This is a genomic window from Arthrobacter sp. RCC_34, from assembly GCF_041360795.1.
Taxonomy (GTDB): domain Bacteria; phylum Actinomycetota; class Actinomycetes; order Actinomycetales; family Micrococcaceae; genus Arthrobacter_E.
Genome location: NZ_JBFUPW010000004.1, coordinates 139112 through 161147, shown reverse-complemented (window position 1 = coordinate 161147; position 22036 = coordinate 139112). Strand labels below are relative to the sequence as shown.

The window sequence follows — 22036 nt, the reverse complement described above, 5'->3', positions numbered from 1 at the left end:
TTCCCCATTTTTCGATCTGGATCGAGCCAGCCACCATGGACGGGCGTAGACTCGAAATATGTCGGGTGATCCAGACCGTGACGGAAAAGACTCACCCTCGAATGTTCAGCATGATTCCGCGCAATTGGAGTCCGATCCAGAAGATCGGGCCGATCGTCGTAGTGACGAGAACGCGACCGAAGGTTGGGACAACGAGGGCGGGCATGACGACGCCCACCCGGTGAACGAATAGCATCTCGCCTGCTCAGCTGAGCCCGCGATCATCACGCCGCCACCCACCCCGTGGAATCGACAGCGCATCGATACGAAACGGCGGAATCCGTCATGACAACTGAACATCCCAGGGAACCTCTTGCACTCAATGGGGTCCTCGCCTCCGCTCTTCCCCCCGAACTCGGCACCTACCGCGCCCCGTCTCGTTACACCGTGGCAGCAGTGTTCACTCGACGCCCTGAAACCCGCGAACTCTTTCTGCTCGGTGCGCCAGAAACGCGGCGGACACTGGACGAGGCCGGATACACGGCAGTGGAACTGCAAGTCTCTGACCGGCGTTTGTTCATCACCAACACGAGTCTTGACGAACTCAAACAAGGACTCGCCGTGGTCATTGCCGACCTCCTCGCTCAGATTTCCTCCGAAGTCCAAGAAGAGTGGGCGCTGCAGACCGAGCGCCTGAGCGTTCTGGCAGACGAGGAGGGGCGGAGACTGCGCGACGTCGAAGCTGCCGCCGCCGAGATCTCGTTCGTCAGCAGTGCTTGGTCCCGGCTTTAGTCGCCCGCATCACCTGCGTGCGACCAACCGGTCTACGCCCCTCCGATCAGTGCCGAGGAGCATCATGATCAGGAAATACGGACGGATGACATCCACCACCAAGGTCGAGGACCCCATGGTGTGGCCGGACTTCGGTCAGCACGAGGCCTCCGGCCAGTTCCGGGCCGGGCCCAACCTGGTGTTGGTGGAGGATCCTGGCGATCAGAGCTGGACCATTACGGGAGGCGTCTCGGGGTCTGGCGACCTGAAACCTCTGCCATCTGAACGGCTCGTTCCGTGAGGCGGCTTCGACAACCGGTACGCGACCTCTTCCAACGTGACCACGGGAGGAACACTTCGATGACGACTACAAGCGACGGCCGTTCAACTTCCCTGGAACCACTGCGTCTCCAAGGAGTTCTGTTCTCCGGCATCCGGGACGGGGTCGAGGAAGACCCGCGGGTGGAAAAGTACACAGTTCCAGCGATTCTGTCCCGCCGCCCTACCCCCGCGGAGAGGCGGTTGATGGCCCAAGTCGCCAGCGCCGGGCACCTCGCCGCAGCTGGATACCCCGACGTTGAACTCATCCTGAGCGACCGTCGGCTGGACATCACGAACACCTCGTTGGAAGAACTCAAGAGTGGTCTCGCTCTACTGCTCGGGGCACTGGTCCGAGACCTCGCCGAGCGTGCAAGTGAAGCAGCCGACTCAGGCGCCGACTTCTCATCGCGCCCGCCGGAAACCAAGCGCGAACGCCTGAGAAGGGCCGCCGCTGAGATCCAGTTCTACTAGGAGGCAATTCGCGGTTTCCTATCGACGGCATTCGTGTGCAGGTCCCGAGATGCGCCGACGTCGTCGAACACGCTGTAGCCAGTGCAGGTGACCAGACCTCTGCAAGATCGACCACCACCGACTCTCGGCCCACAGCGGTGAGCAGATCAGCGCTCAGGTGTGAGAGCTCTCTGGCGCGATTGTCCGGCTCCAGGCTGTAGGAGAACACCGAACCGATCACGTACCACGACGTCGGCAACGGTTCTGGGGGGGTACTTCACCTTGCGCCACGTCCTATTGAAAGGTGGTGAATCGACCCCTCAGCGTCCGAGGCCCGCTTGCATGAGGCCGGCGCCGGCTGCCCAGATCAGGATGGAGAGGAAGGCCCCTGCAAGGGTGACCCACCAAGCGCTTTGACGACGGACGAGTCGGATGATGGTCCAGATGACCGCTCCAACAAAGATGACGGGCGGTAGAGCGAGGGCTATCAACCATCCGGCCGACATCAGGCCGGTATTGCATCGGTCCGCGTAACAGCCGTCAGACATCATCGAGAGAAAAAGAGTCAGGAATCCGAGGTATGCGAATCCGACGACGCCGACGATGATCAGGCTGATCGAGACGATCAGGTCAGCGGTCTGGGCACCTGACCTGGCAGGCTTGGGAATGCCCGGCCAAGACCCTGCCCCCACGGGGCCGGAGAATTCCGGTGGTGGCTGTATCGTCATGGCGACAGTATGGCATGGCACCGCCCGCCCGTCGGGGAGTGCGCCGGCAGGGCCTTGGCATCCGGTTTGGGGCGACTATCGCTGCGTCAGAGACGGTCGTTTCTGACGCGCCGGCGCCTGCCGACAGCGATGTTCCACGGCCTGCTTTCACTCCTAGCTTCGAGGTGAATCGACGGCCGCCGGTTGGCTGGCAAGGGCCTCCAGTAGCCAGCCGAGTTGTTCTTTTGCCTCGAGATAGTCGTCGCTTGCTGCTTCTACGAGAGCTGGCGTGCCGGTGTAGGGGTTGAGGATGGGCGCGAAGAGTTTCACGGTGAGGCGCGTACTGGGCTTTGAGAAGGCCGAACGGTTGCCTTCATCACCGGTGATCGGGGCTGAGGATGTTGTGGGCCATGAGCTTTCGGTTGACTTTGTCGATAAGAGCCTGATCGTAAGGGAGCGCCTGAGTCAGTTCTTCGGCGGTGTATGGGCCAGCCCCGTGGTGCCGGGCATAATCGAGAATTGCGGCTGCTGCTTCCAGTCTGGTGATGGTTCGGCCCGTAGTGCTGATGTAGTCCAAAAGCATCTCTGTCTCGGACGAGCCTCTGAAGATCGCGGTTTCCGCTGCGGTGATGTCGGTGATGAGCTGGAACAGGAGGTTGCCGACGTCCTCGGATACTCTCTGCCGCTCCTCCGGGGTACAAACCACGCTTTACTACTTTCTGAGTCATACTGATGCGCCCGAGGCGAAGGACGAAGCTCCGGGGTGGCTGCGCTGCTCCAGTGATCTAGGGATGGAGAGCGCAGCCCTGCACGGTTCCGTCAGGAGATCGTTGTCCGTGCAGCTCGAGTGCCGACCCCCACAGGGCACTCAAGTGGTGTCGTCGTCGTTGACGGTGTGGTGCTTGGCTCCTCGCGCCCCCATCGACGCGAGGAACCAAATCTGTGCCGGGCCAGAGTCAGTGGCGAGAGAGTTGGGACGTGTGGGATGAGAAGAGGAAGGTCAAGGTGAGGCCAGTGAGGAGTTCCCAGACCATGAAGGTGTAGACCGATCCTCGTTCCCAGGTCCCGTCAGGAAGGCCTGCATGTAGGACCAGCAGCAGAGCGCTGCAGAGGCCCAGGATGGGGTCGGCCCCTCGGTACCAGGCCGGTGGTCGGAGTTCGGCGAGGGTGAAGCGGCTGGTGATCGCGGCGAGGTTGCCCGCGACGATCGCGGAGATGGCTCTCAGGCCATGGATGGCGAGAAGTCCGAGCTTCTCGTTCTCCGGGGACCCGTTGACCAGGCCGACGAAGGCGATTCCCGCGGCATGGAGCATGCCGAAGATCAGCAATACGGCTGCTGCGCCGGTGTTTTCGAGCAAGGGCACAAACAAGAGCATTCCGAAGTAGAAGAGCACACCCGAACCGATGAATCCGGCATTCATGACGGCTGGAAGGATCGAATGGAGCATTCGGCCTTGGAATTCGCCGATGGAGGGCGCGCCGAGGTCGCTGATGTAGAAGGTGGCGTAGTCATATCCAGGGAAATGCGGAGGCTGCGACTGCTTCGCAGAGCACGTACCGCAGTGGGGCGATCGTCCAGAGAAGGCCGATCGTTCGAACGGTGTTCCGTGTGCTGTGGGGGCTCGGGTGTTCGCCATGACCTCTCTCTTGGAGGACCGTTGGTGGGGTGGCCCGGGAGCAGGGTGGGGCTCCCGGGCCACTGGTTGTCGGTCAGTGGGTGGTGGTGGCGTTTCCGCGGCCGATGGCGTAGGCGACCATTGCGGAGTCGAGATAGGCCCGGACTTCCACGATCACCTCGTTTTCGAATCGACAGACCCAGCAGTAGCGGTTATCGAAGGGCACGCCTTCCAGAGTGGTGGCCTCGGCGCGGAGCTCCACGATGCCGTACTCGTCGGCGTCGTGGAAGCGCTCGACCTTCAGGGTCAGGCCATTGCGCATCAGGCCCGGAAGCACTGCGAAGGTGGCATCGAAGAAGTCCTGCTTGCTCGTGTACAGGCCGGCGAGGGGGTGGGTGCCCATCACCGTCCACTGGACCGTGTCCGAGACGTGCTCGAAGAACGTTGACGAGGTGGTTTCCGAACCCAAAAGTGCAAATAGTTCAGCACGCTGTGTCATCGAAATTTCCCTTTCGTGGAGTAATCGGATCGATTGATCCATGACTCGCTGGCTAGCTCCGCGAATGACCCGTGAGGGGTTCTAAGGGCTGCCAGTCGCTTCGTGCCCGATCAGGTGCTTCGTCGCGCCACGGTGTCAGGACAGGTAGGTGAAGTTCTGGTATCCGCCGGGAGCTTCCAGGCCCCTGTTATTACTGGAGTCCGTGTCGATCCACCCCGCGGCCGTTCCACTAGCCGAAACGCCTGCCCCCGACCGGCCCGTGTTCGTCACGGTCACCGGGGCCGCGACGTCCGAGGCCGCCTGGATGTCGTGAATGGGCAGGGCGTGCACGGTGTAGTCGAAGGAAAACGTCAGGGACCCGCCCGGCGGGATCGTCGCCGGCAGGTTGAAGCTGTAACGGTTCGATGTGACGTAACCGCCTTCATAGACGGAATAGTCGAACATGTCCGGCCCGTACCGGTAGGTGTTCAAATAGCCATAGGTGAAGCCCGGGGTGACCTTAGTGAGGTTGATGTCGCGGTTGGGAGCGTCCATGAACGAGAAAAGCTTATTCGGACCGGTCGAGAGCCCCAATTGCGCCGAATCGTGGTACCCGAAGGAGAACATCGCGCCGTCGACGGGGAACGGCTCGGTGCTGGAGGGATTGTTGGTGATCGTAAAGGTTGCCCGATAGGTGATGGTCGTCCCGGTTCCGCCGTTGTCCAGGGTCGGGCGGTACGTCGGCTGAGGAGTGCCATTGATCGTCATTACCACAGGAGCGTCAGAGGCACTGACCACAGTGACCGGGAGTGCGGCGACGTCCACCAGTCGCACAGGGGTCGGGCCAGAAGCTGCCTGGGCCGGAGTCGCAACGGCTGCCGCGATCACGGGAATAGACCAAGCTGCAGCCCGGGTCACCGTCCGCCGCGCGACGGTGCGGTGCTTCTCTTGTGGATTCTCTGACATCGTGATTTCTTTCTCTCGGAGCTGAACCGCCCGCTGCTCGATGGAAGTGTGAGTACCTGGGCCTGAAAGCGACCTTGCCACCAGGCCCACCACCAAATAGCGGCCAACAGCAAGCGCCGACAAAGATGCGCCAATTCGCGACAGGCTGACAAGGAGAACCATGGATCAACGAGGCGACTTCGACATCCCGCCCGGTGCCGTCGTAGAGAATGCGGCAGCACCCTACGAAGGGGTTCGCAACTATTTCGTGCACGTCAGAGCCGCGAAGTTCAGGGTCTTCCTGAACGTGATGGATGATGTGGTCCTTCTCCCAGTCCAGGGCGAGGCGAACCTCGAGTACGGGGGCGCAAACAGCTCCCTTTCCCGGGAACAAGTCGCTGTTTTCGTCGGAGTCGACGGAGCCGTCACCCTCACGACCAAGGGCATGCAGCTCCTAGTTGTCATTGCCGAAGGAGGAAACCCGGACATTCGAGCGCTGACTCAGGCACTAGGTCTCGCCCAGGTGCCGATCATGCTGACCGACCCGCTCTGGGGCGACGTCGCAGTCCTGGGCGCGGCCGTGACCAGACGGTCGCCTCAGCTGCCGATCGAGCAGAGCCACGCCCAGGCACGATTCCTGGAAGAGCTCTACCGCAGAACCGCCGCCCTGAGCATCGGCCAGCTCACCCACGAATACCGGCGGAGCCTCCACGATCGAGCACTCGACATCATCGAGGTGAGCGCCGCGAACCCAGCCCTGAACACGCACATGATCGCGGACATGCTGGGCGTCTCCGCTCGAAGCCTCCAACGCAGATTCGCCGACATTGGAGTCACCGACCACATTCGCCGGCGACGCGTTGAAATTGCCTTAGCTCTTGCTCGAACGGGCCCGGGCAAAGGCATGACCCTGACCCAACTCGCCCAGGCCGCAGGATTCGCAGACGCACGAGCGTTGCGGCGCGCGATCGCCAGCACTGCAAACTCTGTTCTCCGGCAGTAGGGGCATGAGTCGATATCGATCGTTTCTGACGCATCCGTTCGCATCGGGCGGAGTTACTAGTTCAGGGGTGTGTGAATTCATCGTTCGATGTACAGTTGAGGTATGGAGACCTTGACGCATGCCCCGGTCCTGGCCCGTTTCGGATACGCCGTTTCGGATGCTACGAGGGCGCGGATTCTGCTGGCCCTGGCGGATGCGCCGGCTTACCCTTCGGATCTGGCTGAGGTGCTCGGTGTGACGCGGCAAAGCATGTCCAATCACTTGGCGTGCCTGCGGGGCTGCGGTCTGGTCGTCTCGGTCCCTGACGGTCGCCGGAGCCGGTACGAGCTCGCGGATCAACGCTTAGGGCATGCGCTACGGGATTTGCTCGGTGTGGTCCTGGCCGTGGATCCGGAGTGCTGCGCCCCCGACGGGACGTGTGTCGCATGAGCGCCCTGGTCTCGCTCACCCCGGATCGCCGGTTGGTGTTGATGCGCAGGATCCGCCTGTTCGCTGCGGCCACCATCACCTACAACGTCATCGAGGCGGTCGTGGCGCTCTGGGCCGGAGGTGCGGCTGATTCTTCGGCGTTGATCGGTTTCGGCCTGGACTCGGTGATCGAGGTCAGCTCCGCTGTTGCGCTCTCCTGGCAGTTCTCGGCCAAGGACCCCGAACGGCGAGAGCACCTGACGCTGCGCCTGATCGCCCTGTCATTCTTCGCCCTGGCGCTGTTCGTGACGGTTGATTCGATCCGCTCGCTCCTGGGAGGCGGGGAGGCCCAGCACTCTTCTGTCGGGATCGTGATCGCGGCGTTGAGTCTGGCCATCATGCCGGTTCTGTCCTGGCTGCAGCGCCGGGCGGGCCGGGAACTCGGGTCCCGGACCGCGGTCGCTGATTCCCATCAGACTCTGCTGTGCACCTACCTCTCCGCGGTCCTTCTCGTGGGGCTGCTGCTGAACAGCCTGTTTGGCTGGTGGTGGGCTGACGCCGGGGCCGCGCTGATCATCGCCGGTATCGCAGTCAAGGAAGGCCTCAACGCCTGGAAAGGCGACATCTGCTGTGCGGTGCCTGGTGGTGGTAATGAGGGCGATGCCGACAACTGTTGCGCCACAGTCGAGTCCCCGGCGCCTTCAAGCGGAACCCAGAGTGCGACCGATCACGGGTGCTCGTGCTGTGCGCAGGAACCAATGAAGTCCTCAATCACGGTTCTCCCGCCCTCCCGGAACACCGCCAGTTAGACCCGATTGCGGGAGGTTGGGGCAGTTCGCCGATTTCGCGTCGCAAACGTTCGTTTCTGGCGCACTGATCGGCTCTGCGGCGGTGGAAGTTTTCAGAGACTGCGCGCGGCGCCAGAAACGTGAGTCATGAGGTGGACAGCGCCGAAACCTCTCGCGGGGCGTTTCTGCCCCGTTGAACTTCTGGGCATCAACGCTAGTACTGAGGTTTTTAGAAGCTGGGTGCCCGAAAATGTCGGCGATCGCGGACTCGGCGCGCGTTACCGTCTGGGACACGATGATCCGTAATGGCAGCGTCGCCAACCGGGCTACGGGGCCGGCGCCTCAGCCGGTGTCACCTCGACCAGCTTCCAGATCGCCAGGCGCCCGACGACGGCGCACAGCGCCCCGGCGCCGCCCAACAGGAGCAAGGCGCCCGGGCTCTCGGCGTTACCGCCCAGCCCCATGAACAGCAGTGCGGGCATCGGGGTGAGGAACCCGGCGACCGCGAATCCGAGAACATGCCACCACTGGTTCCGCACGTTCCGCAGGGCGAAGACCACGCCCAGGGCGGCCGGAACCCCGACGAAGAGCGCTGGAAGCGCCGCGAACAACGGGACGTACACGAGCAGCATGAGACTGCTGCCGACAGCCTCAGGAAGTGAAGGCGCCGCGCCGGTCGTTGGACCCGCTGGGGGGCTCAGCGTCATCACGGTCGTGACGACGGTTGCGACCAGCGCGAGAGCCACCAGTGTCCCGTACGCCGCGAGCCAACCTCTCACGAACGCCTTGACCGGGTACCGCACCGCGGGCTGACGACCGTATCGCCCAGCCGGACGTCCAACCTGACTGTCCGACGCTCCATACCGCGCCGCCAGCAACTCCTGAGTCTCCGGACGCAGCCCCGGGATGACCGGCGGCTGAGCCGCGGCACTGCCGGGTGCCGCGTCGCCGTCGTACGCCGTGTTGCCCTGACCCGCGGTGTTCCCCATGCGTGAAGCCTACTGGCAGGGGCCCCGGCCCACCGCGGCCCCTCCGCCCCGCCGCCGCGGCCCCGCCGTCGCGCCCACCGCACACCCGCCGTCGCCCCTTTTCAGTCGCAGCTGTGACCAATATGACCAATACACCGTGACCGGGGCCACGCGGGGGTAGCGTGGCCCGCGGCTGCGGCGCATCGGCGCGTGGCGGCGGAAAGGTGCAACGGTATGTCAGGAACACGTCTTGCCCCACCGGCGAAGCAGCCCACGATGGGCCGTGCCGTCGCCAACATCCTCAAAGGTTCGGCCGGCAATCTGATCGAGTGGTACGACCTCTACGTCTACGCCGCCTTCTCCTCCTACTTCGCGAGCTCCTTCTTCAACGGCAAGGACCCGGCGCAGGCACAGATCGACGCATACCTCACGTTCGCCCTGACGTTCCTGATGCGGCCCGTGGGCTCCTGGTTCTTCGGGCGCTTCGCGGACCGCCGGGGACGCCGTGCCGCGCTGACCGTGTCTGTCAGCCTCATGGGCGTCGGCTCTCTCCTGGTCGCCGTGCTGCCGACCGTCGCGCAGATCGGCGTCTGGGCGACCGTCCTGATGTACGCGTCGCGACTGCTCCAGGGCTTCTCCGTGGGCGGTGAATACGGCACGAGCGCCACCTACATGAGTGAAGCGGCAGTGAGCGGCAAGCGCGGCTTCTTCTCGAGCTTCCAGTACGTGACCCTGGTGGGCGGCCAGGTCCTGGCTCTCCTGACCCTCGTGATCCTCCAGCAGACGCTGGGCGAGCAGGCCATCCACGACTGGGGCTGGCGCATCCCGTTCGCGATCGGCGCGGTCGCGTCACTGCTGGTCCTGTGGCTGCGGCGGACCATGGACGAGACCATCTCCACCGAACAGCGTGAAGCGGTCCGTTCGGATGGCGCCCAGCCGGGCACCCTCAAGCTCCTCTTCACGAAGCACTGGAAGCAGTTCCTGGTGGTGGTGTTCTTCACCATGGGTGGCACGTGCGCGTTCTACCTCTACACCACGTACATCCTCAGCTACATGAACAACGTCTCCCACATCCCGAAGGCGCAGACCTCGGTCATCAACTTCTGGGCGCTGCTGCTGTTCATGCTGATCCAGCCGCTGTTCGGTCTGCTCTCCGACCGGATCGGACGCCGGACCCTGCTCATCGTGTTCGGCGTGCTGGGCACCGTGTTCACGTGGCCGATCATGTCGACCCTGGCCACCGTGCATGACCCCCTCCCGGCCTTCCTGCTCATGGTCGCCGCACTGCTGATCGTGGTGAACTACACCTCGGTCAACGCGATCATGAAGGCCGAGCTGTTCCCGTCCTCGGTGCGCGCCCTCGGCGTGGGCCTGGGCTACGCGGTGGCGAACTCGCTCTTCGGTGGGACGACGCCGCTGATCGGCGAATGGCTGTCCGCCCAGGGACACAAGGAATGGCTCTTCACCTACGTGACCATCACGATCGCGCTTTCGCTCGTGGTGTACATCTTCTTCCTGCCGAAGGACCGGCCGGAAGACCTCGACTGACGCTGCGATCCCCCCACGCAGCGTCTAGCGTACGACGGCGTGTGGCACCCGGCTGAGCGGACCACCCCCCACGGTCCAACGGCAGCCGGGCGGCCGCGCGCCGTCGTCGTCTCCCGTCAATTTCGCGAGAAGCCAGTTGAGCACAGTCCTGAAGTGGCGGACTGTGCTCAGCTGGCTTCTCGCGAGTGCTGGCGGGGGCGCTCAGGCCGAGTAGTACCGGCCCAGCGTCTCCGCCTTGTACGCGGCGAAGTCGCCGGACTCCATGGCGAGGCGGGCGTCGTCCACGAGCTTCACCACGAAGCGCTCATTGTGGATGGAGACGAGCGTGGCCGCCACCATCTCCTTGGCCTTGAAGAGGTGGTGGATGTAGGCCCGCGTGTAGTTGGCGCAGGCGTAGCAGTCGCAGCCGTCGTAGAGGGGGCCGAAATCCGCCTTGTACTTACGGCCGGAGAGGTTGAAACGCCCGTCCGGCGTGTAGAACGCGGAGTTCCTCGCGACGCGCGTGGGGGAGACGCAGTCGAAGGTGTCCGCCCCGTTCTCGATGGCCGTGAAGATGTCGTCCGGCTCGGAGATGCCGAGAAGGTGCCGGGGCTTGTCCTCCGGAAGCTCTTCGGCGCACCAGCCGACGATCGTCCCGAGGTTCTCCTTCTCGAGCGCTCCGCCGAGCCCGAAACCGTCGAAGTTCATGGCGCCGAGGTCACGGCAGGCCTTGCGGCGCAGGTCCTCGTAATGGGCGCCCTGGATGACGCCGAACAGCGCCTGGTACGGCTTGCCGGCGCGCTCCTCGGTGAGGCGGAAGTGCTCCGTGACGCAGCGTTCCGCCCAGCGGCGCGTGCGCTCGAGGGATTCTTCCTGGTAGGCCCGGGAGTTCTGGAGGGTGGTCAGCTCGTCGAAGGCGAACATGATGTCCGCGCCGATCTGGTGCTGCACCTGCATGGAGATCTCCGGGGTGAAGCGGTGCTTGTCGCCGTTGAGGTGGCTCTTGAACCAGACGCCATCTTCGTCCACATGGGCCAGGCGCTCCTTGCCGGGTGCCACCGCGTCGTCCGGACCGGAGTTGTCCACCACGTCCATGTTGATGACCTTCTTGAAGCCGGACCCCAGGCTCATGACCTGGAACCCGCCCGAGTCGGTGAAGGTCGGGCCCTGCCAGTTCATGAACCTCCCGAGCCCGCCGGCGGCGTCCAGGATCTCCGGACCGGGCTGGAGGTACAGGTGGTACGCGTTAGCGAGAAGTGCCTGAGCTCCGAGCTCCTTCATGGACTCGGGCAGCACCGCTTTCACTGTGGCCTTGGTGCCGACGGCGATGAACGCCGGGGTCTGGATCTCGCCGTGGGGCGTCCTGATGGTTCCGGTGCGGCCGTGCTTGCCGGGTTCGGCATCCGCCAAGCGGGTCCCGACCGTGAAGCCGAAATCCTCCTGGCGGGCAGGCTCGCGCTCGGGGACGGCGGGATCGATCAGGGATTCAGCGGTGGAAGACACCCTGCCATTCTGCCAAAGGTTGCTCCCGGAAAGGTCCGGCCGGGGGCCGCGGGGCGTGAGCCGCCCCAGGGTCCGGACTGCTCAGCCGCGCCCCTCAGCCGCGGATGACGTCCAGTTCCAACCGCACGCGGCGCTCCACCTCGTCGGGCGCGAGGGTCTGGGAGCCGCCGTGGGCCATGAGATGGAGCAGGGACTCGAGCCGCAGGATGCGCCATTCGCGCTCCGCCTCGTGATTCCCGCTGTCCATGGCGCGGAAGACCTCTTTGTCATACAGATTGGGTTCGTTGAGCCGTCGCTGGCGGATCTTCGCTTCGAGGCGGGAGCGGAACGGGTCCAGGCTCTGTCCTTCCGGGGCCTTGAGGAGGAGCCGGTAGCGCTCCGCACGGTCGCGGTCGCCGAGCTGATCGGCGATGTAACTGGACAGTGCGAGGCTCGCCTCGGTGTGGGTCCAGCGGGCGGGGTTCCCGTCGAAGGGCAGCACGTTCAGCAGATCGGCGACCGCGAGAGCCCCGTCGGCGTCCTGGTGCTCCAGGAAGAGGTCCTGGGAGAAGGCGCGCAGATCGGCCAGGCAGCTGCCCGATTTCACATTGATGCCCTTGGCCAGCCGTTCGGCCAGATTCTGCAGTCCGGCGCGACCGGGATACTGCTCGGCGAGGTCCTCGATGAGCTGCTCCGGGGTGACCTCCGGAGCGGGGATCTTCTCCCGGGCCTCCCGCACGGCCGCGTCCTCCTCGGGCGCCGGCAGGGGCGTGGGCGGTGGCGGCACCGCCAGGCCGGAGGCGGTCTCGGTGACTCCGGCCAGGGGCTCGGCCTTCACGTCTTCGGACCCGGCCCCGGCAGCGGCGCCGACGGGAAGCCCGGCCCCCGCGCCCGCCACCACGAGCACCGTGGCGGTGAGCGCCACGCGGAGGCTGGCGCCGTCGTCGAACATCAGGCGGTTCTGCAGGGGGTTGCCGAGGTCGTCATCCTCGGTGACCACAGCCTGCACCTGGGGGCTCAGCTCGCCATCGGGCAGCACCACGCGGACCCCTTTGGCGATCAGGCCGGCTGCGAGCTCGACGCGCAGCGCTTCGTGATGTTCCATCAGTGGGTTACCTCCCGGTGTCCGGTCCAGTTCGCCGCACAGTCTACAAACCGCGCCTGACAATTCGGCGGGAGGGAGGACCCGCCGGAGCGCCGGACCGGCCGGAAAGCCGTCTAGAAGGCCGCGATCCCGGAGAACGCCAGGGCCTGCCGCACCAGCTGTCCGCGGCCGCCGTCGAACTCCTGCTGGACCGCGGGGCTCAGCACTTCATCCGGCGACATCCAGGTCAGTTCCAGCGCGTCCTGGCGGGGGCTGCACTCGCCCGTGACGGGCACCAGGTAGACGAGCGAGACGGCGTGCTGCCGGTCGTCGGTGAAGCCGGTGTGCGACGGCGCCGGGAAGTACTCCGCCACGGTGAAGGGCACCGGGCTCGGCGGGAGCTGCGGCAGGGCGAGGGCGCCCAGGTCCTTCTCGAGGTGACGCAGCAGCGCGGCGCGGATGGTCTCGCGGTAGAGGACGCGCCCGGACACGAGGGAACGCACCATATTGCCTTCGGCGTCGCCCTGGAGAAGGGAACCGACCTCGATCACAAGTCCCAGCGGATCCAGCCGCACGGGAACCGCCTCCACATACACCATGGGGAGGCGGTTCCTGGCCTCGTAAAGGTCCTCATCGGACAGCCAGCCGGGGTAGGGGTCCGGGGTGCGTACGCTCATGAACCCATTATGACCGGCGGGCGGGCCTCAGCCCGCGAAGCCGGCGGCCCACTCGTTCACGCGCCGCTTGCTCTCCTCGGGGGACAGGTCCTCGACGCGCGTCATCACGGCCCAGCGGACGCCGAACGGATCAAGGATGGAAGCGTACCGGTCGCCCGAGACGAAGTTCGCGGGCGCCTCGCGGATCGTGGCCCCGGCGGCCTCCGCCTTCGCGGTGACGGCGTCCACATCGGTGACGTAAAGGGCGAGGGACATGCTGATCCCGCCCGGCCGGGGTGCCACGAGGCCGTATTCGGGCAGAGGGTCGCCGATGGTGATGCTCCCGGAGGCGAACCGCAGCTCGGCCTCGCCGATCGCGTCGCCCATGCGCGTGTCGGAGACGACGACGGCGCCGAACACGTCGCGGTAGAACTCCAGGGCCGCGGGGGCCGGGGAGACCACGACGTGGGGCGTGATGGACGTCCGGCCGTGCGGAAGGCCGTCGGTGGTGAACTCACCCGTGGCAGGTGCGGTGGACTGATCCTGTGCTGGTGTTTCGCTCATGACACCACTCTGGCGTGGGGCGCGGGGCCGCGTCTTGAAGAAATCGGCCACGGGTGTGCCCGGTCAGCGGAGGCCAGAAGGAAAGCGGGCCGGCCGGAGGGCCGGCCCCCGGGGCTCAGTGCCCCTGCGCCACCTCGGCCAGGACCTTGATCATGGCCTGGAGGTCCTCGGCGGACGGCCGGTCCTCGATCCCGGCATGGCTGCTGTCCGAATGCAGGAAGAGCGCCGCGAACACCAGGGACGTGGCGGCGCGGGCCCGCAGCGGGGTGGTCTTCTGCTCGGCCAGGGCGATGATCTCGGCCCGCAGCCCGGACATCCAGTGGTGCACGGCGGCCATAAGCTCGGGCTCGTTGTCCACGAGCTTCTTCAGGCGCGGGACGCTGTCCGGGCCGCTGGAGAGACTGCCGATGAGATGGCAGAGGTCATCGATGATCGGCCCTTCGCTGTCCAGGAACAGGTGTGCGCGGGCCTCGGAGAGCGGGTTGCTCGGCAGGCCCAGGGACGCTGCCGCCTTGGAGGGGAAGTAGTTGAAGAAGGTCCGTTCCGAGATCCCCGCCCGGGCGCAGATGTCCGCGATCGTCACCTGTGCCAGTCCCTCTTCGAGCACCAGCGCCCGCGCGGCATCATGGATCGCCTGCCGGGTCTGCTGCTTCTTGCGTTCCCGCAGGGAACTGTGGACTGCGTCTGTTTCGGACGTCATGGGGGTCATGGATGCTTCCTCTGGTCTGCCCGCGCTCCGGCCCCGGGAGGTCCCGGGGCCGGAGCACGGTTCAGTCCTGGTGCCGCTCAGCTCTCGGCGAGCTGGGCGGCCGTGTTCTTATCGGCCTGTTCCTGCAGAGCCGAACGCTGGCGCAGCGGCGGCACCTTGAAGAACCAGCTGAGGATGAACGCCAGGACGATCACGCCCAGGCCCACCCAGTAGATGCTGACCGCCGAGGTGTTGAACCCGGTCATGAACTGACGGGTCAGGCGCGGATCGGCACCCTTGAGGTACGAGGTGTCCGAGGTCGACGCGCTGCCGCCATTCTCCGACTTCTGTTCCTTCAGCTTATCGATCATGGTCGGCGCCAGCTTGTCCACCACGGCCTGACGCTGGCCGGCGTCACTGAAGTCGATGGCGAGCTTGCCGTTCACGACGGCGGCGTTCGCCTGCCGTGCCGCGGCCTCCAGGGCCTTCTGCTCGGCGGCCGGCTTCGCGGCGGCGACCTGCTGATCGATGATGCTCTGAGCGGCCTCCGCGGGGACCTGACCCGCCGTGACCTTGGCCTGGACGGCGGCGGTCACCTGCCGGGTCACCGCGTCGTCCGCGGCCTTCTTTGCGGCGGCCGTGCCCTGGTCGAGGCCCTTCTGGAGCTCGTCCTTGACCGGGTTCACAATCGGGTTCCACAGCTGATCCATGACGCCCTTGTTCGCCGGAGCGGTCGCCACGGACGGGGTGAGGGCGGCGTCCAGGGAGGACTTCAGATCGTTCTCGTTCTGCATGGCCGTGGTGATGTTGTTCGGCATCACGGCGAACAGCACGGACAGCAGCACCGCGGTGCCCAAGGTGCCGCCGATCTGGCGGAAGAAGGTGGACGAACTGGTCGCCACACCCATGTCCCGGGGCTCCACCGAGTTCTGCGAGGCGAGCGTCAGGGTCTGCATGAGCTGGCCGAGGCCGAGACCGATCAGGAACATGCCGATCATGAGGAACCAGAGCGGCTTGTCGATGGTCATGAAGGTCAGCACGAGGTAGCCGCACGCGGTGGCGAAGGTGCCGGTGATCGGGAAGATCCGGTACTTGCCGGTCTTCGCGATCAGCTGGCCGGACACGATCGAGGCGATCATGAGGCCCGCGACCATGGGCAGCGTGGCGAAGCCGGATTCGGTGGGTGTCAGACCCGTGACCAGCTGAAGGTACAGCGGGAGGGTCAGCATGGCGCCGAACATCGCGAAGCCCACCAGGAAGCCGAGCACCGTGGCCATGGAGAACGTGCTGGAGCGGAAGAGCCGCAGCGGGATGATGGCGTCCGACTTCATGATCGATTCGATGATGATGAACGCCGCGAGACCCACGGCGCCGATCACGTAGCAGGCGATGGCGCCCGCGGAGCCCCAGCCCCATTCGCGGCCCTGCTCGGCCACGAGGAGGAGCGGGACGAGGGTGACGATGACCGCCGTCGCGCCCCACCAGTCGATCCTGACCTTGCCGTGCTCGTGGAACTTGGGCAGGTGCAGGAAGGCGAGCACCATGGCGAGGGCCGCGAGGCCGATCGGGACGTTGATGAGGAACACCCAGCGCCAGCCGGTGATCCACAGGATCTGATCGGCGTCGGCGAACACGCCGCCGATCAGCGGGCCGATCACGGAGGAGACGGCGAAGACGGCCAGGAAGTAGCCCTGGTACTTGGCGCGCTCGCGGGGAGCCAGGATGTCGCCCATGATGGCCAGCGGGATGGACATGAGAGCGCCGGCGCCGATGCCCTGGAAGCCGCGGAAGGCGGCCAGCATGAGCATGGAGTCCGAGAACGAGGAGAGCAGCGAGCCGACCAGGAAGACGCCCAGACCGAAGAGGTAGAGCGGGCGGCGGCCGAAGATGTCCGAGAGCTTGCCGTAGATCGGCGTCGAGATCGTGGAGGTGATCAGGTAGGCCGTGGTCACCCAGGCCTGCTGGTCCAGCCCGTGGAGGTCATCGCCGATGGTGCGGATGGCCGTGCCGACGATCGTCTGGTCCAGGGAGGAGAGGAACATTCCGGCCATGAGCGCGTAGATGACCAGAAGGATCTGGCGATGCGTCATGACGGGATTGCCTGAGCCGGGTTGCTGGGCCTCGGCAGATGCTGCGTGAGCAGTGCTTGTGGACATGAAAGAGACCAGGACTTTCGGTGAAGGGTTCTGGGGAAGTGTGTGCCGGATTCGGCGACAAGTTTGCAGACTCTGCAACTTTACATACTCTGCAATAATTCCGGCAAGGGTCTGTGATCCCCGACACGGGGAGAATGGGACCGTGATCTCTTCCAAAGGACATCTCAACCCCGGGGCGGCCGGTGTCCGCCTGGACCGCTTCGCTCCGCCGGCCGGCACGGAGGACGTGGTGCGGCACCTCTGGCGCGTCCAATGGTCCCTGCCGGACGGCGCCGTCCAGCGGCAGCGCGTGCTGAGCTACCCGGCGTCGAACGTGGTCTTCGGCCCGGACGGCGCGGTGCTGTCGGGACTCGGCACGGCCGTCGCGACACAGGATCTCGAAGGTGAGTCCTGGGCGCTCGGCCTGCTCCTGCGCCCTGCCGTCACCCGCCTGTTCGGCGCTGATCTTTCCAGCACCGATCTCTCCAGCACCGATCTCTCCAGTGCCGAGCCGCCGGCCGCGCTCGTGGGCCGCGTGGTGCCTCTCGCCGGCGCTCCGGTCGCCGCGGTCCGCGCCGCGATGGAGGACGACGACGCCGGCCCCGCCCCGCTGCACGCGGCGCTCGCGGAGTGGCTGGCCCCGTTCGCGGAACGCGTCGACGAGCGGATGCGGCTCTGCAACGAGGTGTGCCGCCTCGCGGAGGAGGATCCGGGCATCCTCCGGGTCGACGAGCTGGCCCGGGCCGCGGGCCTCCCGGTCCGTTCGCTGGACCGGCTCGTGAAGGATCACGTGGGGGTGACGCCGAAGTGGCTGATCGACTGCCGCCGCCTGCAGGAGGCCGCCACGGTGCTGTACGCCGACGCCGCGGCCTCCTTGCCGGATCTGGCGTACCGGCTCGGGTTCTCCGACCAGGCGCATTTCAGCCGCAGCTACCGGAAGGTGATCGGGGAGACCCCGGCCCAGACTCGGTCGGCGGGGGAGCGGGCGCGGTCCGTGGGGAACGTGCCTCCGCGGCTGCGCTGAGCCGCGGAGGTGCACATGCCGAGGATGCGCACGAACGGCGACGGGCCAGGCCGACGGGTCGCCGGGTGACCGGCGTTCCGGGGGTTCCCCAAGGTGGGCTCGCTACATTGATCCGATGACCACGCCCCGACTGCGCCCCAGCCCGCCCCTGACGGTCCGTCCCGAACGGGTCCGGTGGCTCGCCGCGGCCTTCGTCGTGGTGGGTGCGGGATGGTTCGTGCTGATGATGTTCAGCTTCCTGTACAACTTCGGGGTGGGCGCCGCGGACCAGCCGGTGCACGACTGGGCGATCTCTCTCAGGACCCCCGTGGCCACGGCGATCCTGGCGTTCATCACCACGCTGACCGGTCCGAGCTGGATGACCGTCATCACGGCGATCGCCGGGTTCGGGTGGATGATCCTGTCCCGGGAATGGCGCCGTCCGGTCCTGCTGATGGGTGCGATGGGCCTCGCGGTGCTGGCGTCGACGCTCATCAAGCACGAGCTGAGCCGGGCCCGGCCCGATCCGGTCCAGATGATGCTGGCCATCGACCAGTCCTACTCGTTCCCCTCGGGCCACACCCTGGGGACGGCGGTCTTCGCCGGGTCCCTGGCGTTTCTCCTGGCCGCCCACTCCACCCGCAGGAACGCCTTCGCGCTCGGTGCGGTGCTCGCCGTGGCTTTCACAGCCCTGGTGGCGTTCACCCGCCTCTATCTCGGCTACCACTGGCTCACGGATGTGCTCGCGTCCGCGGGCCTCTCCCTCGTGTTCATCGCCGCCGTCATGGTGGGGGATCTGCTGCTCAGCAGGACACCGGTGACGAAGACCGGAGGGGCCGGGGCGTCCGGTGCGTCAGGGCCAGAAGTGCAGCCCGCCGCGACCCAGGAGGATTGCCGCGAGGACGGGCCTACCGAGCGGGCGTGAGACTCGCGGCGGCTTCGAGGGTCATCCACGCCTGAAGCTGGGCGGCGAATTCCACCGTGCCACCCAGCAGGGCGGGGTCGTGCCCGCCCGTCGTCTCCCGCGGGAAAACCCAGCCGTCCGCGGACTCCTGCCGGCCCGCCCAGAACGCGTCCGCCGTCGTCGTGACGAGTGCTGCCGCCGTGCCGCGCGCCGTGGCTGAAAGCCGGTCGTCCCGGGCGGCCAGGGCGAGGTAGCGCGCCAGGATCCCCGTGAAGAGGGCGCCGTCGCCGGGGCCGTGTGTCTGCAGGGCTCCGCCGGGGTGGGTGAGCCGGTCCGCCACGGCCTGGATCAGCTCCTCGGCATGGCGCAGATCATCCACGGCGCCGAGCGACAGGTACGACCCCAGCACCGGCCCCTGATTGTAGGAGTAGACCTCGCGGGCCACGGTGGTGCTGCCGTCGGGCTGGAGGTGGATGCCGTCGAGGAAGAGGCCCGTGTCCGTGTCCAGCAGACGCTCCCGGAGCCAGTCGACCAGCGCCCGGGCCCGGGCAGTGTCCCCGCTGCGTGCGAAGTACAGGGACACCGGAGCCGTGGCCGGGGTGTTCTTGAAGTCCCGGGCCTTGCTCCAGAAGCTGCCGCCGCCCAGCTCGTCCGTGCTGGCCAGCACCAACTGGCGGTTGAGCGTCCGCTGCAGGGCGTCGAGGCCACGGGCGTGACGCGCTCCGGGATCGAGGGCCTGGAGCCGCTGAGCCGCCAGGGCGAGCCACGCCATGTCGTCGGTGAAGGAGTTCACGTACCGGAAGACGTTGTGCAGGCGGATGGACCGGATGACGCGCCGGGCGAGGGCCGCTTTCGTCCCGTCGGGCTCTCGTTCACGCAGCGCGGCGTCCACGAGGGCGTCGACGTAATGCGCCTGCCACCAGTAGTGCCAGGCGCCGAGTTCGCTGAAGGCGCGGCTGGGCGCTTTGATCCTCCCCAGGTGAGTCCCGGGGAGGCCCGCGAGACGGCGGCCGTGGCGGGCGATGACCGAGCGGGCCGCCTCCGCAGCCCGTTGCTGTGCGTCCATGAGCCGAGCCTAGCGGCTGCGTCGTCATCGGTCCGTCCAGGCCGTTCCATGCCCGGCCCGGAATGTGATGTAGTTAACATGCATTAACGCAATGGCCTCATCCGGCCGGACGTCGATGCGGTTGATCACCAGCGTGCCGGGCCCGCATCGGGGCCCCGGCACCGGCACAGGCGCCCTGTCGACCACAGGGCGTCGGGAAGGCTGTCCCATGACCCCGGAACTGCCCACCGCCGATTTCTACGGCGTCGAAGACCTTCTGAGCGGCAAGGAGCGGGCCAAGCTCGCGGAAGTGCGCGATTTCCTGGACGCCGAGGTGAAGCCCCATGCGGCCGCCTGGTGGGATGCCGCCGAGTTCCCCTTCGAGCTCCTGCCCAAACTCGCCTCCCTGGAGATCAACACCCCGACGCGCCGCGGGTACAGCCACCTCTTCATGGGACTGCTCATCGCGGAGCTGAGCCGGGCGGACGTCTCCCTCGGCACGTTCTTCATGGTCCACCACGACCTTTTCGTCGAGTCCCTGCACCGCTTCGGCTCGCGGGAACAGAAGGACCGGCTGCTCGACGACGCCGCCTCCCTCCGCACCACCGGCGCCTTCGCGCTCACGGAACCGGAGCATGGCTCGGACATCGCCCGCGGCCTGTCCACGACGGCGGTCCGGCACGGTGACGAATGGGTGCTGAACGGCTCGAAGCGCTGGATCGGCAACGGCACGTTCTGCGACCACATGCTGCTCTGGGCGCGGGACCGGACGCCCGGCGCGGAGGGGGCGGTCCGGGGATTCATCGTGGCCGGGGACCTCCCGGGCCTGACCCGCACCCGGATCGAGGGCAAGACGGCCCTCCGGACGGTGCAGAACGCCGACATCGAGCTGCGGGACGTCCGGGTGAGTGAAGCGGACCGTTTCGCCGGGATCTCCAGCTTCGCGGACACCAACGAACTCCTCCGAGGCTCCCGCGTGCTGGTCGCGTGGCAGGCTGTGGGGCAGCAGCTCGCCGCCTTCGACGTCGCCCGTTCCTACGCGGTCCGCCGCGAACAGTTCGGCAAGCCGATCGCCTCGTTCCAGATGGTGCAGGACCGTCTGGTGAAGATCCTCGGCAACGCCGTCTCCGGCGCCACCATGATGACCCGGATCGCCCAGCTCGACGAGCAGGGCCTCGCGGGCATGCCCCAGGTGGCGCTCGCGAAGGCCCATGTCACCACGGCCATGCGGGAATCCGTCGCCCACGCCCGGGCCGTGCTGGGCGGCAACGGGATCGTCACCGGCTACGGCGCCGCCAAGGTCTTCGCCGACGCGGAGGCCATCTACACCTATGAGGGCAGCTACGAGGTCAACACCCTGATCGTGGGGCGCGAGATCACCGGGGTCTCGGCCATCCACTGAGGGCGGCGCTCAGCGCGTCGGACCCCAGGGACCGGTCAGTCAGCGCGCCTTCCGCTCCCCGGCCTCCACGGCCGAGGGGATCGCATTGCCGGGCACCGGGGCCGGGCAGGTGCCGAAGTCGGTGAACGCACTCGGGTAATTGATGGCGCGGTTGAAGTCGATCACGACGGTGCCGTCCGGCCGCGGCCGGGCCGTGGAGACCTTGCGCCACTCGTCCGTGGAGTCGCCGTTGCTCGCGTCGTGGAAGGTGATGGTGAGGGCGCCGAGCTTCTCCTCCTCGGCCTGAAGTCGGTGCTCCGTGTCCGAGCCGGGCAGCGTGAAGACGACCTCGCCCACCGAGTGGTGCACGCTCGTCACGTGTGGATTCGCGGTGGCGATCGGCACGGCGCGCGACTCCGGGAACGGTTCGAACCGCGCGGTCACCACGAGCTCCGGCCGGTAGCCGAACACCGGGACGCCCTGGAATCCGGTGAAGACGGGGGAGGCGTCGTCCCGGGTGCGGACCGCATAACGGCCGCCCCGGACGGCCAGTTCCACGAGCACCTGGGTGCCGTCGGGCCCGCCGAAGGTCACCCAGTCGAGCGATTCCTCATCGTTCAACTGCGCGCTCACGGTGCCGACGACGACGCCGCCCCGCCGCCCGCCGTCCGTCTCCGCGGCGCCGGCGCCGGCGTCGTCGGACATCACGGCGCGCAGGCCGTCCTCCTCCGTGGCACGCAGCCACGCGGTGGTCCCGTCCGTCCACCAGAGCCCGGGGACGCCGTCGAGTGCGGAGGGGGCGTCGGGAAGCCATTGCAGTGAGGTGAGGGTGAGCCAGCCGTGAGAGGTGGCCAGCGCGGTGTTGCGATTGTCCCGGAAGCGGAGCCAGCGGGCTTCCTGGGGGTCACCGGCTGACTGACGCGTGATGGCGCCGGTGGATGACGGCGTCGCTGAGGGGTTCATGGTTCCTCCTGGTCGAGAACTCACTCCACCTAACCATGCCGCGCTGCGGCTCATTCCCGGGTGCCGCCGACGCTCCGCGCGGCTCAAACCGATCAACAACCGATTAAAAGAGGAGGGCGCCGTGGCGTGAACCACGGCGCCCGGCCCCGAGACGATGGGGGGCGTGCCTC

General features: G+C 66.7%; 24 protein-coding genes. 10 read left to right on the top strand and 14 right to left on the bottom strand.

All coding sequences use genetic code 11. From position 1 onward, the window contains the following. Window positions 1–324 precede the first annotated feature (324 nt). The 3 genes from AB6732_RS15090 (at window position 325) to AB6732_RS15080 (ending at window position 1542) form a co-directional block, all read left to right on the top strand. The gene (locus tag AB6732_RS15090; RefSeq protein WP_370960718.1) at window positions 325–771 is read left to right on the top strand and encodes a hypothetical protein; all 447 of its coding nucleotides are present in this window, start codon (window positions 325–327) and stop codon (window positions 769–771) included. Between the two features lie 85 nt (window positions 772–856). Further along, on the top strand, window positions 857–1051 hold the full coding sequence (locus AB6732_RS15085) for a hypothetical protein (RefSeq protein ID WP_370960717.1): 195 nt from the start codon (window positions 857–859) through the stop codon (window positions 1049–1051). A gap of 59 nt (window positions 1052–1110) precedes the next feature. Continuing rightward, complete coding sequence (locus AB6732_RS15080) at window positions 1111–1542, top strand: hypothetical protein (RefSeq protein WP_370960716.1); 432 nt, start codon at window positions 1111–1113, stop codon at window positions 1540–1542. 299 nt (window positions 1543–1841) lie between these two features. On the opposite strand, the gene AB6732_RS15075 is transcribed toward AB6732_RS15080, so the two are convergent. From AB6732_RS15075 to AB6732_RS15055, 5 genes are all read right to left on the bottom strand, one after another. Further along, entirely contained in the window at window positions 1842–2249 is a 408-nt protein-coding gene (locus AB6732_RS15075) for a DUF6264 family protein (RefSeq protein WP_370960715.1), read from the bottom strand. Window positions 2250–2604: 355 nt separating this feature from the next. Beyond that, on the bottom strand, window positions 2605–2934 hold the full coding sequence (locus tag AB6732_RS15070) for a hypothetical protein (protein ID WP_370960714.1): 330 nt from the start codon (window positions 2932–2934) through the stop codon (window positions 2605–2607). A gap of 250 nt (window positions 2935–3184) precedes the next feature. Beyond that, window positions 3185–3865: a DUF998 domain-containing protein gene (locus AB6732_RS15065; protein ID WP_370960713.1), complete on the bottom strand. Its 681-nt coding sequence runs from the start codon at window positions 3863–3865 to the stop codon at window positions 3185–3187. A 73-nt stretch (window positions 3866–3938) separates the two neighbouring features. Then, entirely contained in the window at window positions 3939–4313 is a 375-nt protein-coding gene (locus AB6732_RS15060; protein ID WP_370960712.1) for a nuclear transport factor 2 family protein, read from the bottom strand. A 165-nt stretch (window positions 4314–4478) separates the two neighbouring features. Further along, on the bottom strand, window positions 4479–5450 hold the full coding sequence (locus AB6732_RS15055) for a hypothetical protein (RefSeq protein WP_370960711.1): 972 nt from the start codon (window positions 5448–5450) through the stop codon (window positions 4479–4481). On the opposite strand from AB6732_RS15055, the gene AB6732_RS15050 reads away from it, so the two are divergent. The 3 genes from AB6732_RS15050 (at window position 5449) to AB6732_RS15040 (ending at window position 7487) form a co-directional block, all read left to right on the top strand. Continuing rightward, window positions 5449–6270, top strand: coding sequence for a helix-turn-helix domain-containing protein (locus AB6732_RS15050; protein ID WP_370960710.1), 822 nt, complete (start codon window positions 5449–5451; stop codon window positions 6268–6270). The two genes, AB6732_RS15055 and AB6732_RS15050, sit on opposite strands and share 2 nt — an antisense overlap. A 102-nt stretch (window positions 6271–6372) precedes the next feature. Further along, window positions 6373–6699: an ArsR/SmtB family transcription factor gene (locus tag AB6732_RS15045; RefSeq protein WP_370960709.1), complete on the top strand. Its 327-nt coding sequence runs from the start codon at window positions 6373–6375 to the stop codon at window positions 6697–6699. Further along, complete coding sequence (locus tag AB6732_RS15040) at window positions 6696–7487, top strand: cation transporter (protein WP_370960708.1); 792 nt, start codon at window positions 6696–6698, stop codon at window positions 7485–7487. Before AB6732_RS15045 ends, AB6732_RS15040 begins: the two co-directional genes overlap by 4 nt. A gap of 305 nt (window positions 7488–7792) precedes the next feature. Here the strand turns inward: AB6732_RS15040 and AB6732_RS15035 are convergent, their stop codons facing one another. Beyond that, entirely contained in the window at window positions 7793–8455 is a 663-nt protein-coding gene (locus AB6732_RS15035) for a hypothetical protein (protein WP_370960707.1), read from the bottom strand. Between the two features lie 213 nt (window positions 8456–8668). On the opposite strand from AB6732_RS15035, the gene AB6732_RS15030 reads away from it, so the two are divergent. Continuing rightward, a complete protein-coding gene (locus tag AB6732_RS15030) occupies window positions 8669–9982 on the top strand; it encodes an MFS transporter (protein WP_370960706.1) in 1314 nt (437 codons plus the stop codon). Between the two features lie 201 nt (window positions 9983–10183). Here AB6732_RS15030 and tgt read toward each other — a convergent pair whose 3' ends face one another. The 6 genes from tgt to AB6732_RS15000 all read right to left on the bottom strand — a co-directional run bounded on the left by tgt (window position 10184) and on the right by AB6732_RS15000 (window position 16525). Continuing rightward, window positions 10184–11440: a tRNA guanosine(34) transglycosylase Tgt gene (tgt, locus tag AB6732_RS15025; protein WP_370961027.1), complete on the bottom strand. Its 1257-nt coding sequence runs from the start codon at window positions 11438–11440 to the stop codon at window positions 10184–10186. Between the two features lie 118 nt (window positions 11441–11558). After that, on the bottom strand, window positions 11559–12548 hold the full coding sequence (locus AB6732_RS15020) for a DUF6707 family protein (RefSeq protein WP_370960705.1): 990 nt from the start codon (window positions 12546–12548) through the stop codon (window positions 11559–11561). Window positions 12549–12661: 113 nt separating this feature from the next. Continuing rightward, the gene (locus AB6732_RS15015) at window positions 12662–13204 is read right to left on the bottom strand and encodes an NUDIX hydrolase family protein (protein ID WP_066214810.1); all 543 of its coding nucleotides are present in this window, start codon (window positions 13202–13204) and stop codon (window positions 12662–12664) included. Window positions 13205–13231: 27 nt separating this feature from the next. Then, window positions 13232–13747 carry a VOC family protein gene (locus AB6732_RS15010; protein ID WP_370960704.1) on the bottom strand — a complete coding sequence of 172 codons (516 nt, stop codon included), beginning with the start codon at window positions 13745–13747 and terminating at the stop codon, window positions 13232–13234. A gap of 115 nt (window positions 13748–13862) precedes the next feature. Further along, window positions 13863–14447 carry a TetR/AcrR family transcriptional regulator gene (locus tag AB6732_RS15005; RefSeq protein WP_370960703.1) on the bottom strand — a complete coding sequence of 195 codons (585 nt, stop codon included), beginning with the start codon at window positions 14445–14447 and terminating at the stop codon, window positions 13863–13865. Window positions 14448–14533: 86 nt separating this feature from the next. Beyond that, entirely contained in the window at window positions 14534–16525 is a 1992-nt protein-coding gene (locus AB6732_RS15000) for an MDR family MFS transporter (RefSeq protein ID WP_370960702.1), read from the bottom strand. 208 nt (window positions 16526–16733) lie between these two features. Here AB6732_RS15000 and AB6732_RS14995 point away from each other — a divergent pair, with 208 nt between their 5' ends. Together AB6732_RS14995 and AB6732_RS14990 are read left to right on the top strand one after the other, a co-directional pair. Continuing rightward, window positions 16734–17594, top strand: a complete 861-nt coding sequence (locus AB6732_RS14995) for a helix-turn-helix domain-containing protein (protein WP_370960701.1) — start codon at window positions 16734–16736, stop codon at window positions 17592–17594. A 115-nt stretch (window positions 17595–17709) separates the two neighbouring features. Then, window positions 17710–18498: a phosphatase PAP2 family protein gene (locus AB6732_RS14990; RefSeq protein WP_370960700.1), complete on the top strand. Its 789-nt coding sequence runs from the start codon at window positions 17710–17712 to the stop codon at window positions 18496–18498. On the opposite strand, the gene AB6732_RS14985 is transcribed toward AB6732_RS14990, so the two are convergent. Continuing rightward, window positions 18482–19543 carry a glycoside hydrolase family 76 protein gene (locus tag AB6732_RS14985; RefSeq protein ID WP_370960699.1) on the bottom strand — a complete coding sequence of 354 codons (1062 nt, stop codon included), beginning with the start codon at window positions 19541–19543 and terminating at the stop codon, window positions 18482–18484. The genes AB6732_RS14990 and AB6732_RS14985 overlap by 17 nt on opposite strands. A gap of 208 nt (window positions 19544–19751) precedes the next feature. On the opposite strand from AB6732_RS14985, the gene AB6732_RS14980 reads away from it, so the two are divergent. After that, window positions 19752–20924 carry an acyl-CoA dehydrogenase family protein gene (locus AB6732_RS14980; RefSeq protein ID WP_370960698.1) on the top strand — a complete coding sequence of 391 codons (1173 nt, stop codon included), beginning with the start codon at window positions 19752–19754 and terminating at the stop codon, window positions 20922–20924. A 39-nt stretch (window positions 20925–20963) separates the two neighbouring features. On the opposite strand, the gene AB6732_RS14975 is transcribed toward AB6732_RS14980, so the two are convergent. After that, complete coding sequence (locus AB6732_RS14975) at window positions 20964–21866, bottom strand: DUF1684 domain-containing protein (protein WP_370960697.1); 903 nt, start codon at window positions 21864–21866, stop codon at window positions 20964–20966. Window positions 21867–22036 lie beyond the last annotated feature (170 nt).